We start from the raw sequence: 16,660 nt of genomic DNA, 5'->3' as shown, positions 1-16,660 counted from the left end.
AAGGCAGAGATTGAAGCTCGTAAAAGAAGAAAAGGTGCCGGAGAGGGAATCAAAGGCAGAGATTGAAGCTCGTAAAAGAAGAAACAGTGCTGAAGCGGGAATCAAAGGCAGAGATTGAAGCTCGTAAAAGAAGAAAAGGTGCCGCAGTGGTAATCAAAGGCAGAGATTGAAGCTCGTAAAAGAAGAAACAGTGCTGAAGCGGGAATCAAAGCCCTGGATTGACACCCGCAACTAAAAAAAGCTTAAAGCTTGGTCTTGATTATGCTATAGTTACAGATAAAATTACATGGATATTGGACAGGAAAAAATTCCTATATTAAGATATAATAGATTAAAAGATAGGCATATTACTTACGTAAATAACAATAACGACCTAGTATGGAAACGAGGATAGTTCAAATGAAAAAAACAGTGTTAATATGGATTGCTAGCATTTTTACCGTACTCTTAATTGGGGGAGGCATATATGCATTCACGGTGTATCAAAAGGTGTCAAATACAATGAACCAAATTCATCAATCGCTCAACCGAGACCATTCTTCGCAGCGACCTGAGGACGTGAGTGCAAAGGCGAAAAAGCCAATTTCGATTTTGTTACTAGGCATTGATCCAGTCGGAGAAGATGAACTAGAAAGCAAAACAGAAACATATGGTCGTTCTGATTCCATTATGCTCCTTACGTTAAATCCGAATACCAAAACAATGAAGACGCTAAGTATTCCGCGTGATACATACGGAGAAATTGTTGGAAAGAATGAGAGTGACAACATTAACCGTGCATATGCATATGGGAACATTGACATGGCAGTGAACACAATCGAGAAGTATATGAATGTTCCGGTTGACTACTATGTAACAGTAGAAACAAGCTCGGTAAAAGATATTGTTACTATATTAGGCGGCATCGATGTAAACAACAATTTAGATTTCACAACAGGGACGATTCATTTTCCACAAGGAGTCGTTCATTTAACGGGAAATACGGCAGAGGCTTACGTACGTGATCGGTATAATGATCCTAGCGGAGACTTTGGCCGTCAGTCAAGAATTCGCGACTTGGTAAATGCCACTATTAAAAAGGGAGCGGATCTCTCATCCCTTTCCAATCTTGAACCAATCCTTACCGCCGTTGGCAAAGATGTGAAAACAAACCTAACGCAAGATGATATGATCTCAATCATTCAAAACTATAAAGATAGCCGAAATAATAATGAAGAGCTCCAACTATTAGGCGGAGAAGGTTTCTTCACAGGTACGATGTGGCATTACCGCGTAAAGGATGAAACGCGCAAAGAAGTTACAAACAAATTACGCCAAAACCTAGAGATTCCACTGCAACAATAAGACTATTAATAAACCACAAATTACGAATGAGGCCACTAAAACAATACGATGTTTCAGTGGCCTTACTCATGAGTTAGAAAGAGAATGATGGAAGCCTGATTGAGATTGATCTAAAAAATGGGGCTCTGGCAAGTAAGCAGCGAAATGAATTGATAAAAGATACTGAAAGAAAACAGGGGGGCCGTTTGCAATGTTACATTCAATCTTCACTCAATCATCAGGGACTTTTGTAAGGGCAGCCATTGTCCCCAAAGCGATAAGATCCGTATCTGCTGCGTATATATTTAAGTGAAGTATATTAATAATATAAATTCAAAAGTAGGGTACTAGGCAGGTCAGCTGTAACGCGTTATGATACATAATATGAAAATTATAATATAGTTTTACTTAATTCGCTTGGGGGTTCCTACATTGGCATTATTCGAAATTATCCTACCAGTTTTTCTTATTTTCTTTTCGGGCTATTGGGCCCAGAAGAGATTTCAGCTTGATATACGAACCGTTTCTGTTATTTCCCTCTATATTCTATCTCCTGCATTAATCTTTCGTACGTTTTATATGAATAAACTCGATCATCAATTTTTTTATATTGTTCTAGTCCAGCTACTCTTATTAGCTGCATTAATTCTTATTACGAGAATGGTGTGTCGTTGGCTTCACTATGATTCCCTTAGTGAAAATGCTTTGATTCTAACAACAGCCTTTATGAATTCAGGAAATTACGGAACGCCGATTATTTTATTTGCATTTGGGGATAAGGGATTTAACGATGCGGTTATTATTATGATTCTTCATGCTTTGATCATGGGGATATTTGGTGTCTATTATGCATCTCGCGGAAAAAGCAGTATGAAGGAGGCAATTCTCAATATTTTTCGGATACCGAATATATATGCAGTAGGACTAGGCTTAGTATTTCAATATGCTCATATTTCCATCACCCCAAGTATTATGCAAGCCATTGATTTAGTGGGGCAATCGTCGATTCCTGTAGTCATGCTTGTGCTAGGTATGCAACTTGCGATGATTCGATTTCAAGATTTTGATAAACGATTAATTACAATGGGAACTACAATCCGTTTACTTGTTTCTCCTGTTCTTGCATGGGGAATTGTAAGTATACTACCTATAGACCCGTTGCTTAAACATGTCATAATTGTGTTAGCAGCGATGCCATCTGCAGTAACAACTCTTCTTTACTCTGTTCAATACGATGCACGTCCGCAGCTTGTATCAGCTATCACCTTTGTAAGTACAGTGCTCAGTTTTATTACGATTTCGATATTGGTCAGCTTATTTGTATAATGGATCCAAATAAAAATTAATTACATTTTTTGAGAAATTCCTATTTAATTTTTTTAATTTTCCAATTAATATAAAGGTAACCCGTAAAAAGGAGAGATATCATTGAATCCATTATTATTCCAACAACCACCTTCTCTTGAGAATGATAGAATTAAGCTTGTTCCGATGCAGCAAGAACATGCCCCTTTCCTTTATAAAATTAGTAACCATGATATATGGTCGTTTATGCTAGGAAATATCCAAAAAGAAGCGGATATGGAAAGATGGGTTGCAAACGCATTGCGAGCGCGTCAGAAAATGACTTCGCTTCCATTTGTGGTAATGATAAAAGAATCAAACAAAGTAATCGGAACAACGCGAATTTATGAAATGAATAATAAAACGAAGTCGTGTGAGATTGGCTATACATGGTATGCTATGCCTTATCAAAGAACGTTCGTAAACTCAGATTGCAAATATTTATTACTACAATATTGCTTTGAACAGCTAGGATACATACGAGTTCAGTTCAAAACGGATGAATGGAATATTCGTTCACAAAAAGCAATAGAGAGATTAGGCGCAGTAAAAGAGGGGATTATCCGAAACGAACGAATTCATTATAACGGATACGTTCGAAATGCGGTTTTATACTCCATCACAGACCAAGACTGGCATGAAGTGAAACATAAATTGATTAACCGGGAAAAAGAATACGCTTCCATGCGAAATCAGGCTTAATGCAAAAACAATAGGGAGGGCTCCTTTACATGGAGCCCTCCCTATTGTTTTTGCTATGCATTTAGTGGTAGTGAAATTCACACGCAATCACAAGAAAACGAAGACAAGTGTCGTAATTATCGAAAGAATTATATAAAATAAAGCTAGCATACCTTTTCTTTGCATGGTATATCGTAGATGTTACAGCTTGTTTCACTTATATTTCATTTTCATACGATATAGTGAAAACAGTAGGTAAAGAAGAGGAGAGTGGTTTTCATGAATTTATTACTAGCAGAAGATGATCAGCATCTTGGGGAGCTAGTTGTACATATGCTGAAGAAAAAGGGCGGGTATAACGTAGATTGGGTCATGAGGGGCGATGAGGTTTATGATTATGCGCTTGCCTCTCATTATGATGTGCTCATTCTTGATTGGATGATGCCCGGCGAAGACGGAGTTAATGTTTGCCGTCGTTTGCGAAAAGAGGGATACGCAGGAGCCATTTTGATGCTAACAGCAAAGGATGCACTTCAGGACCGTATACTGGGACTCGACTCGGGTGCAGATGATTATCTCGTAAAACCTTTTGAAATTGATGAATTACTTGCTCGTTTGCGTGCCGTATCCCGGAGAAATTATGCTCCGATTCAGGAAGAAATCGTCACGATTCATCACTTAACATTGAACCGAACGAGCCACGCGGTATTTCAAGGAAACGAAGAAATACTCCTTACACCGCGGGAATTTCAATTGTTTGATCTATTGGTGCAAAATCAAGGACAAGTTTTGCCAAGGGAGATTATCCTTGATCGAATATGGGGCTATGATGCGGATGTATCAGTAAAAACAATCGATGCAACGGTGAAATTATTACGAAAAAAATTGAATATACCAAGGCAACAAGGGTGGATTCAGAGCATAAGGGGGGTTGGGTATAAACTTGAATGATCATACTGGAATCCAAAGAACGAAACGGGTGGTCAAAGATGTCTTTAGACAAACACAAACAAGATTAACACTTTCTTATAGTCTATTGCTTATGACGTTTCTCGTGCTGTTTATTTGTATTGTTTACGGACTTCTTTATTTTATAATGATGTATAATCAAAACCAAGAAATAGAATCCCTTGCAAGCCAACAAGCAAGTGTTATTCAAGATTCTATGAACGGAGCGTCTGGATCCTCATCAACGGTTACATTTGGGCAAAATCAATATTTCTACTACGTAGCCGATCGGCAAGGAAAAATTATATCCGGTGATGAAACGATTCATCCGATGCGAGAAGATTTTCTAAGTACGATACAGGGTTGGTATCCTCAGCAAAGTGAAATCCGAAATATAACGTTAGAAGTGCGTTCTCACCATATGATGCATAGTGAGGATGTACAGCAATTAAAAATCCTTATGATTGCCCTGCCTATTATGAATGGGAAAGATCAGACAGGAACGCTTTATGTCGGGGAGAATATTTCTCCGGTTTACCATCTCTTTCAAATATTGTTGATGATTTTAATCGGACTTGGGGTCGTATTCTTTGGTGTTGCATTATCATTAAGCCGCTATATGTCTAAGCGGGCTCTTGTCCCGGTCCAAGAATCCTATATAAGACAGCGCGAATTTGTAGGGAACGCCTCCCATGAATTACGAACGCCGCTCAGCATTTTACTTTCTTCTCTTGATACATTAGAAATGGAACAGGACGAGCATACGAGCGCCTTTTCTCGAAAGGTACAACAGAATATGAAAGAGGAAGTAAAGCGAATGACAAAGCTCGTCAGTGATTTACTCACGCTCGCTCGGTCCGACTCAAATGAACAAGAAGTGACGCAAATCCTATTTGATTTTCGTCCAGCAGCTAGTAAGGTAATTGAAACATTCCACTCTATAGCTGCAAGCAAGCAAATAGAAATAGCATTCGATGCACCAGAATCCTTACAGGTGTATGGAAATGAAGACCGCCTTACACAGCTCTTATATATTTTAGTAGACAATGCGATTAAATACACACCGGATCATGGATCAATTACCGTCACGTTACGCATGGAAAACGATAAGAAACATAGTCTATGTATGATCGTTCAGGATACGGGAATCGGCATAAAACCGGAGGACTATAGCCGGATTTTTGAAAGATTCTACCGCGGTGATAAATCCCGCTCAAAAAATATTGGCGGATATGGACTCGGCTTATCTATTGCGAAGTGGATTGTCGACGCTCACCGCGGCACGATTCAAGTATCAAGTACCGAAGCAGGAACTACTTTTACAGTGCTCATACCTACGAAAGCGTAAGAATCCTTACGCTTTTTTTCTTTCCCCAAAAACTTTTTAAAAAGTTTTTCACCGACTCTATTTTTCACCATATTTTCTTTTTTCTTTTCTACAATGGGTCCTGTAAGCAAGGCAATCTACTAATAGGAGGTGTAAGCATGAAAAAGAAAAAAGGATTAAAATGGCTGGTGCTTTTAGCAGTCATTGGTATTGTGATTTTCACTGGATTTCAAGTAGTGAAAAATCAAGGATATCGTTTCAACAACTTCAATATGACATCAATGATGAATAGTCAACAACCAACACAATCTACGTTTCAAGGTGGACAAGGACAATTTCAAGGCGGAAATCAAGCTGGTGAGTTTCGAGAAAATGGCCAGCATCACAAAGGCATACATCAAGAAGGTATGATGCATCAAGGTGGATTTGGTCATCATGAAAGAGGGTTCGGTGGGTTCTCTATCCTTCCATTCTTCTTAGCGCTAGGATCCATTCTTGTTGGTTGGTTATTATGGAGAGGTGCAGATCACGGCCCTAGAAAATGGATTGGCTTACTGTTAATCGGCCTAGGTGCACTACCTACCCTTCCAATTCTACTTATTGCAGCAGCTATTTACTGGCTCTATAAGAAATTTAAAAACAAGAATGACAACTTAGTAAGTGATGAATATACATCTACACAAACTGTGAAGCAACCAGATTACTTAGATGAATGGGAACGAAACATAAACAAGGAGGAAAAATAAAATGGGATTATTTAGAAGAGTGAAAGACTTAGTAACGGCAGATGTACATGATGTGATTGATAAATTAGAAAATCCAGTCGTGATGTTAAAACAGTATATGCGTGATGTAGAAGAACAAATCGGGAAAGCACAGCATGCATTAGCCGACCAGTTATTTATGGAGAAGAAGTATGAAACACTTGTGGAGGAAGCAGAAGCTATCGTTGCGAAACGAGTTCGTCAAGCACAATTAGCGGTAGACCGAGGCGAAGACGAAGTGGCGCAAGTAGCATTACAAGAAAAAATTACACAAGAGAAGAAGCTAGCGATGTACAAGCAACAATTAGAAGCAACGAAAAAACAAACAGCTCTTCTCTACGATCAAATTGGTAAAATGCAAGAAACATTTAAGGAATTACAATATAAAAAATTGGTGTTAATCTCTAGAGCAAACGCTGCAAAAGCGCTAAAATCTGGACAAGATACTCTTGCATCCTTCCAAACGGAACATACATTAAAGGGCTTTGCAAGAATGGAAGAATATATTCAAAAGTTAGAAGCGGAAGCTGCTGCAAGTCAATACTTCCAACAAGCTTACACAAGGGATCATATGCCATCTGTAAGTAGTGAGCTAAAAGAAGAAGTACAAAAAGAGCTTGAAAAGTTAAAAGCTACAAAATAAAGAATTTAGAGCATCCTATCCAATGTTTAAATAGATAAGCAAAAAGGCAAACTTCCACGGGTTTGCCTTTTTGCATGGAGACCGTTACTATAGGTATATATAAAATGAGGGAATAGGGAGAGTAAGGCTGATGAAGTTATCCACATCGGAAAGAAAATTTTTAGTATATTCTACTGCTATTTTGATAGCATTTACATATATTTTTGCAAGGTTCGCCTCGGAACTAATTGAAAAAGAGCTGTATAATTTTGATATTACTATAATAAAGTTGATTCAATCCTTTATATCTAACCGCGAGACAATTATAATGGAATGCTTCACCTTTATGGGAGCTGGGCAAACCATTGCGGCTATCCTTATGTTGCTACTTGTTATCCTAATTTGGCAGAAAAGGATGTGGGAAGCCATGTTCCTATTTCTTGCAGCTTCAGGCGGAATTGGTTTTGATCTGTTGTTGAAATGGATTTTTCAACGACAACGGCCTACCATTCATCCAATCATTCATGAAACAGGATATAGTTTTCCAAGTGGACATTCTATGAGTTCCTTTGTTTTTTATGGTATGATTACTTACCTTCTTGTTCGGCAATGCAAAGGAAGGGTTCAGAAGGTTTTAGCCATATGCGTAATGGCATTACTTATCTTCATGATAGGAATAAGCCGAATTTATCTCGGCGTCCACTATCCAAGTGATGTACTAGCTGGCTTTGCAGCAGGAGGTTCTTGGCTAATGATTTGTATAATGGGATTGTCTGTTGTGAATGATCGAAAAAAATGAACAGCGTTCTTTTAAAATTCATTGTAAATAAATTTAGAATCCGTATTCTGATTAACAAAGCCATAGAGATAGGTTAAAACGAACAGAATACTTACATAAAACAGGAACATAGCGGCCCAGCGTACGGAGGCATTGCACCACAATGTATGGATATATTTCATTAATTGATTCATCTCACGATTCCCCTTCTCTTTAGTTTAGATTGTTATCAAGTCTACCATATAAAAATTCCGATAAATCTTGATCCACGCGAACCCAGCCCTTCCATCCTAAATGATTAGGATCATTCATGAAATAGTTATCATATTCTGCGCCCGAATAATCTGTAACCTGAAATCCAGATGCTTCTACTTGACTGCGAATTTTTGCATATAGTTGTTCGCGATAGGGCTTCGTAAAGCCGATATAATCACTATAAGCGCCTTTTCGTGGCAATAAAACGAAAAGAGGAGTTGCCTGTTCTTTTCGTAGTACATCTAATACCATCTGTAAATCATCAAACTCACTGGATTCTAAAAAAGAAGAAGAATTCCAAGAATTTTGATTTCTCATATATTTTTCTTCGTATTTTTTATAAGTATCATTTACAATGCCAAACGAGTTGCTATTTGTTTGGAGTTGTCCTTCTTGCTCGGCCTCCTTGGCAAGCTGATCCCACGAAAGCTTATTAGTAGGTGCTTGGAGTTTCACAGGTTTTATGTTTTTTACTGCAGACAAGCTGTCAAAATAATCTTGTTTTTCTTTCAGTTTTAAGCGGTAATAGGCAATAGGTGTTAATGAAAACGCTTTGAATTGATGCCATGGATCTTTATATATATATCGTTCTAACATGATTGTTAGTAAACGGTCTTTTTTAACCATAGAATAGTTTAGTAGCCTAGGAGCCACCTTTGTTTTCAATTCTGTACTAATGTCATCGGTAAATAGAAATTGGTATGCTTGATAGCTTGAGAAATATTTCGTAAAGCCACTATCTGAAAGTCCATCTTTACTCATGAAATCAGAAGGATCTAGAAAATAGACAAGCTTTTTATTTTGGAGGGAATGGGATAAGGTTGCAAGATTCATCGCGTGGAGTAAACCGGTGCTACCAGGCTGTCCTTGTAAATACGGAATAACCGTCTCATCTGAAAAATAATGAGAAGGATGAAAGCGACTAAAAATTCCAATCGTAGAAGAACCAAATAAAGGAATATATCTATTGCTATTCAAAACTTGTTGTTGTATATATGTATTTTTAAATCGAAGGGCATCAGGTGAAGAACTACCTTGCTTTATCTCACTGTCAGATATGATGTTCGGAAAGTACGAGACAGGGAGTAGTAAAAAACCTACATAAATCACAAATGCTATAAGTAAAGGACTATAGATCGCGCTTCTCATAAAATCTCCTTATATGTTTGAACTGTATATTAATCAAGTCAGCAGCTAGTTGAAAGATTCATAGAGATAGGAAGAAACAAAGTATCACTATGCTTACCATCATATATTATACATAAAATAATGTAGAAGCATAACAATTTTTTATACGATACCATGCGAAAACAGAAGGCAGCTATAGAAGCGAGGGCACTGAAAACGGATGGACTTCAAACAATAAGTGCAAGAGTAACTGATCTGTGCGGGCATTTTGTTACCGTCCGTAAGCTTTCTCTCGTGAGCGGGCACAATCGGAGCTCTTTTGTTACCGTCCGCAAGCTTTTTCCTCGTGAGTGGGCACAATCGGAGCTCTTTTGTTACCCGTCCGCAAGCTTTTTCCTCGTGAGCGGGAACAATCGGAGCTCTTTTGTTACCGTCCGCAAGCTTTTTCCTCGTGAGCGGGAACAATCGGAGCTCTTTTGTTACCGTCCGCAAGCTTTTTCCTCGTGAGTGGGCACAATCGGAGCTCTTTTGTTACCGCCCATAAGCTTTTTCTCGTGAGCGGACACAATTGGCCCCCTTTTGTTCAGCCCGTATCCTTTTTTTCCGTGAGCGGGCACTATTTGAGCTAGATTTTTCCATTCTTAATTCATAAATAAGCCCACTGAAAATTAGCGCTTTTTCAGTGGGCTTATAGAAGGTGCCTTCTTTTTTAGAATGACTTGGCTCTTATTTTGCAGTATTAAGTTGTTGTTGTAATTGCTGATTTTCGCTTTGTAATTGTTGATCTAGCTTTTCTAAAGCTGTTGTAATGGCTACAGTGTCTTTGTTTTTAACAGCTGTTTGTAATTCAGTATGGACAGTGCGTGTCTGTTCCTTGTTTGTATTTGTTTGTTTTTGTGGATGCCCTGGAAGTGCGTCAATTTGATCATGAGCTTGTTGCTTTGTTAGTTTTCCATCCTTCTCTTGCTGACGAATGGAATCAATTTGTTGTTTATTTGCTTGATAAAAAGCATCACGTTGCGATTTTTCTTGGCTTTTATTATTTTGGAAAGCTGCTGATTGATGTAATTGTTGCATTAAGCTATCATGCGTTGCAAGATCCTTTGTCAGTTGATCCTTTAGCGTAGAAGAAGCATATTGATTTATAATTGTTGTTAATTTTTGCTTTCCATCTTTCTTTTGATGATCACTAGCTTGTTTTTTCGCATGGTGCTGCTCAGAAGCGGCTGTGTTACTTGATGCATCAGTCTGATTTGATGCTGCACTTGCTAGGGTTGGTATTAATATAGAAGCTGCTAATACAGGGATAATCAAGCTACGTTTAAATCTCATAATTGTGGTGCCTCCTACTATTTTTCGTATTTTTGTTTCTACGAGAAGTATCCAATAGTAACCTTAACTTATCCTTAACATGTTAATAAATAGTTTCTTTGGTAACGTGCTAATATGATAGTATGGAAATAGATTACATAACAGTTAATATATATTCATCGTCTTTCACAACACAATTGGTTAGAGGAGGACTTATACGTTGAAAAGCAAGATTATTTGGTCTGCACTAATTGCGATTAATATAGGTATCGTATTATACGGCGCATATATATTTATTCCCAACCTATTTGGAAAGCAATCTGTGCAAGTGAATTCGACATCGCAGCAATTTACCCAGGTGAAAGCGAATAATATTGGTGATCAAGTGGTCCCTCAATTTATTTCCAAGGAGCACCAAATCTTAAATAGTCTAACAGGATGGGGGCAAATCAATAATCCAGATTGGAACGAGGTTCATCAAAGTGCAAAGGAAATAGTGGATTCAGTAAGTGCGATGAACGATACAGGAAATGAAGATTTACAAAAGGATATAAAGGATATTCGCAGTCTTGCAGAAACGCTAACAACGGGAACGGGAAAAGGGGACTTAATCAAATTGCACCGCTATTTTCATGATCTTGATGTTGTGATGAATCAGAATGACGGAGCAGGAAAATACTACGGCATCACAAGTTGGGGGAGAACGCATCGATAAAATATTGCTTAAACATTTGCTTTTTTACTTTCTTCATGGTAATGTGTATTTAAACCATTTTACTTTTTATATCATAGAGATTTAAATAAGCTGTAACTTCTGGGGATAGCAAGGTTAAATCTTCAATGGAGTTGCGGCTTTTTTGTTCCTATATAATGGTGAAGTGGTTGAAAAATGTGTACATAAGGTACATTAGGAGGATTTTTTTCATGCAAAACGGTAAAGTAAAATGGTTTAATGCAGACAAAGGTTTCGGTTTTATTGAAGTAGAAGGCGGAGACGATGTATTCGTTCACTTTTCTGCTATCCAAGGTGAAGGCTTCAAAACTTTAGAAGAAGGCCAAGAAGTTACTTTTGATGTTGAACAAGGTAACCGTGGACCTCAAGCTACAAACGTAAACAAAAAATAAGAACGAGCAGGGGGGTTCGCCCTCTTCTCGTTTTTTTTTTTTTGCTTTTTTTATCCATTTCTTGGTTTAATAAGAATTTTTCTCCTTATTTTCTCCTCTCACACGACAAAGTTCCTTTATTAATGTAAACTTTTAATCAATATAGGTTAACAATAAAAACTAATTACTGTAAAATAATAGATAAGCGTTTTCATAACTAGCATACACATTAGAATGGAAAAGCATTTGGTATGCTTTAAATGTAAACAAAAATAAACAAATGGTTAACATAAGGAGAATGAAAAATGACGATTGATTATGTACAAAAAAGTAAAGAGGTTCTATGGCTTCCTTTTACACAAATGAAGGAATATGATCAGGATCCCCTCGTAATTGAAAGCGGACAAGGAGTAAAAATACGAGATACTGAGGGGAATGAATACTATGATGCAAACTCATCTGTATGGTTGAATCCGCATGGTCATCGCAAGCAGGAGCTAAATGATGCCTTAATGGAACAGCTAAACAAAATTGCACATTCTACGATGCTAGGGATGGCGAACGTTCCAGCGGTTGAGCTTGCCATGAAACTAGTTGAAATTACGCCAAAAGGATTAGACCGCGTCTTTTACTCGGATAGCGGGGCTACCGCGGTTGAAATTGCAATAAAGATGGCATTTCAATATTGGCTTAATATCGGTGTTACGACGCGGACGAAATTTATTACGATGCATAACGGATATCACGGCGATACGATTGGATCAATAAGTGTTGGAGATATTGATATTTATCATAAAATTTATAATCCGCTTATGTTTTCCAGTTACGTAGCACCGTATCCGTATGTCTATCGTCATCCAACTGGGGATCCGGAACAAACGAAAGCAGATTGTCTTGCAAGATTGAAGCAGCAATTGGATGAACATCATGAGGAAGTGTGTGCAGTTATTTTAGAGCCAATGATGCAAGGTGCTGGAGGCATGATTAATATGCCTGCAGGATTTTTAAAAGAGGTACGTGATCTCTGCACGGAATATAACGTACTTATGATTGCAGATGAAGTAGCTGTCGGCTTTGGCCGGACGGGAAAATGGTTTGCTTGTATGCATGAATCGGTTGTTCCTGATATTATGACAGCTGGAAAAATGCTAACGGGTGGCTATTTGCCTGTGGCCATTACGATGGTAAGTGAAACGATTTATCAAGCCTTCTATGATGACTATGAAAAAATGAAAACCTTATTTCACGGTCATTCTTATACAGGAAATCAACTCGGTTGTGCAGTTGCTTTAGAAAACTTACGCATCTATGAACGAGAACAAACAGTAGAAGGTGTTGCCAAGAAAACGCCGTATATGAAGGAGCAGCTTGGTAGTCTCTATGAGTTAAAGCACGTTGGTGATATTCGTCAAGTTGGCTTTATGTCAGGAATTGAGCTTGTTAAAGATAAAGCAACCAAGGAATTATACCCTTGGCAAGAACGGATAGGCTGGAAGGCTACGATAGAAATGCGGAAATTGGGATTAATGACTCGTCCGCTCGGGGATGTCATTGTCTTTATGCCGCCGCTTGCTTCAACGGAAGAAGATATTAGGGAAATGGTTAGCCGAATTAAAGAAGGAATCTATCATGTTACAAAGGAAGCGACTTTGAAATGAACAAAGGATTTTTTATTACAGGAACCGATACCGAAATCGGGAAAACATTTGTTACAGCGGGGATAGCAGGAGTACTACGTGGTAGAGGTTTTGATACGGGGGTATTCAAACCCCTTATGAGCGGAGATCGCCGTGAGAGCGAAACAAGTGATGTACATATTTTGAAGAAAATGTCAGGAGTAGCCGATTCATTAGAGGAAATTAATCCATTTCAATTTGATGAACCGCTCGCACCGGCACTAGCGCAGGAGCGAGCAGGAACGAATTATGATTTAGATCATGTCATGGAGGCATGGTACGAGTTATCTCCAAAACACGATAGTATGCTTATTGAAGGTGCTGGAGGCGTTACGGTTCCGTATGGTCCCAATTTTACTGTTATTGATTTGGCGCAAGAAGTTCAATTGCCCCTTCTACTTGTAGCACGGCCCAATTTAGGAACGATTAATCATATTCTGTTAACGATACATTATGCAAGGGCACATGGGCTATATGTAGCCGGTATTATTTTTAATGGATTACGGGAAAATGGACTAGCGGAGCAGACCAATCCGGCTCTCTTACAAAAAATGACTGATGTACCACTGTTAGGAAATATACCTTGGACGGACCGAAAGCAAGACCGTGAATATGTTCAATCGCTATTTGAGCAATATTTGGATGTAGATGCACTAATTCCGTATATTTGAAAAGGAGGATTTCGGTATGGAAGCACTCTATAGTATTCGTATGCGCGCAGCAAAGGGCGGATCCCATGAAATCGGAGGCCGGCATATTTCTGGTGGGGAACGGTTGGTTACAGAGGAAGGATTACAGCAATATGCACAGCAGTTGATTGACCGGGCTCTCCATCATAGCAGGGGCGAGGCTGACTTTATTAATATAACAATAGATCGAGTACCACCTAACACGATTCATTATATCTATCCGCTTTCAGTTGAAAGCCTTACTTGTGAAACCGTGATGGATGCCCGTCAATATGCGGTAAATTGGCTTATGAAAGAAGGAGTCAGTGAACTGGCGGCAAGAAAGGGCATTCACTTTATCACTCATGATACTACAACACGCGGCGCTATTATTATGGATGCTAGTAGCGGAGAGCGTTTAGATGATAAGGGCATACGCGGTGTACGGGTATCTCATTTGGACTGGGAAGAGGAATATTGGAACAAGTGGCAAAGGAGAGAGGGAGGATCCTCCCGTGTTCGTGAATCAATTGCACTAGCAACGAAGGTTCACTTGGCAGGGAGTGTAGCAGAATTATGCTGGTCCGATGATCCCGAATATATCACTGGCTATGTAGCTGGAAACACCTATTGCCGCATTCCACATCTCAAACTGCGCGGCGATGAAAGCGGGGGACGTGTGTTTTATGTACGTCAGCCGATTGATTTAGAACAATATATTCATTTTCTGGAACAGGTTCCTGTGATGATACGAGGAGATGAGTGAATTGACTTACGAGGAGTGGATGCAGAGGGAACTTCTTATAGATGAAGAAAAAGGATTACTACGCACATTACATCTGGCAGGGCCTAGTGAAGCAAGGACTACCATTGGCGGAAAACCTGTTATGATGGGAGCTTCCAACAACTACTTAGGTTTCGCCAATGACCCGAGAGTGAAGGAAGCTGCCATACGGGCTATTGAGAAAAATGGGGTAGGTAGTGGCGGTGCGAGGTTAACAACCGGTAATATGAACGAGCACGAACAACTAGAAAAGGAGATTGCAGCGTTTAAAGGGACTGAAGCAGCGCTGATTTTTTCAAGTGGATTTCTTGCAAATGTTGGAACTATTACGACATTGGCAACGGAAGGAAGTATGATTTTTAGTGATGAGCTCAATCATGCGAGTCTTATTGACGGCTGTCGGTTAAGCAAAGGGAAAACGGTTGTATACAAGCATGCCGATATGAAGGATTTGCAAGAAAAACTAGATAGGTACCGGAATGTGAAGCGGAAATACATCGTAACAGATGGAGTGTTTAGCATGGACGGAGATCTTGCTCCGCTTCCAGATATTGTTACAATTGCACGGTTGTATGAGGCGTTCGTAATTGTAGATGATGCCCATGCGACTGGTGTAATCGGATCACATGGCCGCGGTAGTGCTGACTATTTCGGCGTAACGGTTGATGTAACGATTGGAACTATGAGTAAGGCACTTGGAAGTGAAGGAGGTTTTGTTTGCGGAAGTGATGTGTTGATTCGTTATCTACGACAGAAGGCACGGACCTTTATTTTTCAAACGTCTCTTTCACCAGGAGTGGTTGCCGCAGCTAGGGAAAGCATCCATCTCTTGAAGCAAAGTGAAAAACGTGTACTTCGTCTGCAACAGATTTCAATGCGGGTTAGAAAGGGGCTGCAGCGTATCGGATACAATGTTCCGGATGGCATCACTCCCATTATTCCCATCATCATAGGCGATGCAGAAGATGCGGTGTCATTTTCAAAATCCTTACTGGACGCGAATATTTACATTCCAGCAATTCGCCCGCCAACAGTACCGCAAGGAAGTAGCCGCTTACGACTGGCATTGATGGCTACGCACACGGACAAGCAGGTTTCGCATGTATTATCTGTATTTCAAGCAATAAAGGAGTAGCGCTTCTATGCGCTACTCCTTTATTAGGTTCAGTCTTTCGTAACAATGGCATATTCGATTTTTCCATTTTTTTGCTTAGAGGCAAAAGAAATGGTACTTCCTTCATGCTTATATCTCGTATAGTAGGTTGTATTTTCTTCTCTCGTATCAACGGCTTTACCGAGATTCGTGGCTATTTCTGCACTCGTCATCCCAATATTGGCCCCGAAAATGGAAATGGAAGGAGATGTAATGTACATACCGACGACTTTGTCTTGTTTGTTAAAAAGGTAAGATTCAGTATCGAATTTAATAAGACTATATCCTGCCCAATAATCATTTATGGTCTTAACTGGTTTTCCAAGTGCTTGCTCGACTTCTTTTAAGGTAGCATTATATTGGAATTTTGTACCTATAGCAGCCGTTTTTGTGGCAGCCGATTGATTGGAAGCTGCTTGCTTTGTTGTATCCTGCGTCGCACTTTGGCTTTGGTCTTGCGATGGAGTCTGCGTCGCGTTCGTATCAATGGATTTAAATGCAATATATGTAATTAAAAAAGAAGCACAAGCCCCTATTAGCATCGCCCAAATCCATTTCACTTTTAGCTTTGCACGAAAAAACAAAGTAACTGTAATATAAATAACGATTGGAACAATAAATTGTAGAATGGTTAAACTCATTTGATAAAAACGCTCCTCAAAATTAATTGTTATGCACATGAATATAAATCGTTATATGTATTATACAACGTGAACATAGAGGATAGTCCACCCTTTGTTGGAAAAATCGTATTCGCTTTCCTTAAGCAAAAGTTAAGAATGCTAAGCTACAGT

General features: G+C 39.1%; 18 protein-coding genes. 14 read left to right on the top strand and 4 right to left on the bottom strand.

All coding sequences use genetic code 11. The features are described from left to right. Nucleotides 1-399: 399 nt before the first annotated feature. From ACAN53_RS09730 to ACAN53_RS09695, 8 genes are all read left to right on the top strand, one after another. Nucleotides 400-1,344 carry an LCP family glycopolymer transferase gene (locus ACAN53_RS09730; RefSeq protein WP_379969414.1) on the top strand — a complete coding sequence of 315 codons (945 nt, stop codon included), beginning with the start codon at nt 400-402 and terminating at the stop codon, nt 1,342-1,344. Nucleotides 1,345-1,755: 411 nt separating this feature from the next. Beyond that, nucleotides 1,756-2,649 carry an AEC family transporter gene (locus tag ACAN53_RS09725; RefSeq protein WP_379969412.1) on the top strand — a complete coding sequence of 298 codons (894 nt, stop codon included), beginning with the start codon at nt 1,756-1,758 and terminating at the stop codon, nt 2,647-2,649. A gap of 102 nt (nt 2,650-2,751) precedes the next feature. After that, nucleotides 2,752-3,369, top strand: a complete 618-nt coding sequence (locus ACAN53_RS09720; RefSeq protein ID WP_379969410.1) for a GNAT family N-acetyltransferase — start codon at nt 2,752-2,754, stop codon at nt 3,367-3,369. A 258-nt stretch (nt 3,370-3,627) separates the two neighbouring features. Next, entirely contained in the window at nt 3,628-4,299 is a 672-nt protein-coding gene (locus ACAN53_RS09715) for a response regulator transcription factor (protein ID WP_379969408.1), read from the top strand. Continuing rightward, nucleotides 4,292-5,644 carry a sensor histidine kinase gene (locus tag ACAN53_RS09710; protein WP_379969406.1) on the top strand — a complete coding sequence of 451 codons (1,353 nt, stop codon included), beginning with the start codon at nt 4,292-4,294 and terminating at the stop codon, nt 5,642-5,644. The genes ACAN53_RS09715 and ACAN53_RS09710 overlap by 8 nt, the downstream gene beginning before the upstream one ends. Before the next feature lie 137 nt (nt 5,645-5,781). Next, nucleotides 5,782-6,369, top strand: a complete 588-nt coding sequence (locus ACAN53_RS09705; protein WP_379969404.1) for a hypothetical protein — start codon at nt 5,782-5,784, stop codon at nt 6,367-6,369. A gap of 1 nt (nt 6,370) precedes the next feature. After that, entirely contained in the window at nt 6,371-7,030 is a 660-nt protein-coding gene (locus ACAN53_RS09700; protein WP_379969402.1) for a PspA/IM30 family protein, read from the top strand. Between the two features lie 130 nt (nt 7,031-7,160). Next, a complete protein-coding gene (locus tag ACAN53_RS09695) occupies nt 7,161-7,808 on the top strand; it encodes a phosphatase PAP2 family protein (protein ID WP_379969400.1) in 648 nt (215 codons plus the stop codon). 11 nt (nt 7,809-7,819) lie between these two features. Here ACAN53_RS09695 and ACAN53_RS09690 read toward each other — a convergent pair whose 3' ends face one another. From ACAN53_RS09690 to ACAN53_RS09680, 3 genes are all read right to left on the bottom strand, one after another. Next, the gene (locus ACAN53_RS09690) at nt 7,820-7,981 is read right to left on the bottom strand and encodes a teichoic acid D-Ala incorporation-associated protein DltX (RefSeq protein WP_379969398.1); all 162 of its coding nucleotides are present in this window, start codon (nt 7,979-7,981) and stop codon (nt 7,820-7,822) included. Between the two features lie 19 nt (nt 7,982-8,000). Further along, the gene (gene dltD / locus ACAN53_RS09685) at nt 8,001-9,191 is read right to left on the bottom strand and encodes a D-alanyl-lipoteichoic acid biosynthesis protein DltD (protein WP_379969396.1); all 1,191 of its coding nucleotides are present in this window, start codon (nt 9,189-9,191) and stop codon (nt 8,001-8,003) included. A gap of 705 nt (nt 9,192-9,896) precedes the next feature. Continuing rightward, nucleotides 9,897-10,502 (bottom strand): hypothetical protein, encoded by a 606-nt coding sequence (locus tag ACAN53_RS09680; protein ID WP_379969394.1) that lies wholly within the window; start codon nt 10,500-10,502, stop codon nt 9,897-9,899. 199 nt (nt 10,503-10,701) lie between these two features. Between ACAN53_RS09680 and ACAN53_RS09675 the strand changes: the two genes are divergently transcribed. The 6 genes from ACAN53_RS09675 to bioF all read left to right on the top strand — a co-directional run bounded on the left by ACAN53_RS09675 (nt 10,702) and on the right by bioF (nt 15,848). Beyond that, the gene (locus ACAN53_RS09675; protein ID WP_379969393.1) at nt 10,702-11,196 is read left to right on the top strand and encodes a hypothetical protein; all 495 of its coding nucleotides are present in this window, start codon (nt 10,702-10,704) and stop codon (nt 11,194-11,196) included. A 209-nt stretch (nt 11,197-11,405) separates the two neighbouring features. After that, nucleotides 11,406-11,606 (top strand): cold-shock protein, encoded by a 201-nt coding sequence (locus tag ACAN53_RS09670; protein WP_379969391.1) that lies wholly within the window; start codon nt 11,406-11,408, stop codon nt 11,604-11,606. A gap of 284 nt (nt 11,607-11,890) precedes the next feature. Further along, a complete protein-coding gene (bioA, locus tag ACAN53_RS09665) occupies nt 11,891-13,243 on the top strand; it encodes an adenosylmethionine--8-amino-7-oxononanoate transaminase (protein ID WP_379969389.1) in 1,353 nt (450 codons plus the stop codon). Continuing rightward, nucleotides 13,240-13,932 carry a dethiobiotin synthase gene (bioD, locus tag ACAN53_RS09660; protein WP_379969387.1) on the top strand — a complete coding sequence of 231 codons (693 nt, stop codon included), beginning with the start codon at nt 13,240-13,242 and terminating at the stop codon, nt 13,930-13,932. Before bioA ends, bioD begins: the two co-directional genes overlap by 4 nt. A gap of 16 nt (nt 13,933-13,948) precedes the next feature. Next, a complete protein-coding gene (locus ACAN53_RS09655) occupies nt 13,949-14,695 on the top strand; it encodes a 6-carboxyhexanoate--CoA ligase (RefSeq protein WP_379969385.1) in 747 nt (248 codons plus the stop codon). A gap of 1 nt (nt 14,696) precedes the next feature. Then, nucleotides 14,697-15,848: an 8-amino-7-oxononanoate synthase gene (gene bioF / locus ACAN53_RS09650; RefSeq protein ID WP_379969383.1), complete on the top strand. Its 1,152-nt coding sequence runs from the start codon at nt 14,697-14,699 to the stop codon at nt 15,846-15,848. Nucleotides 15,849-15,877: 29 nt separating this feature from the next. Here the strand turns inward: bioF and ACAN53_RS09645 are convergent, their stop codons facing one another. Beyond that, nucleotides 15,878-16,507, bottom strand: a complete 630-nt coding sequence (locus ACAN53_RS09645) for a hypothetical protein (RefSeq protein ID WP_379969381.1) — start codon at nt 16,505-16,507, stop codon at nt 15,878-15,880. Between the last annotated feature and the right edge of the window lie 153 nt (nt 16,508-16,660).

This window comes from Ectobacillus soli (genome assembly GCF_042610425.1).
Lineage (GTDB): Bacteria > Bacillota > Bacilli > Bacillales > Bacillaceae_G > Ectobacillus.
This window is presented reverse-complemented; position numbering and strand designations above follow the sequence as displayed.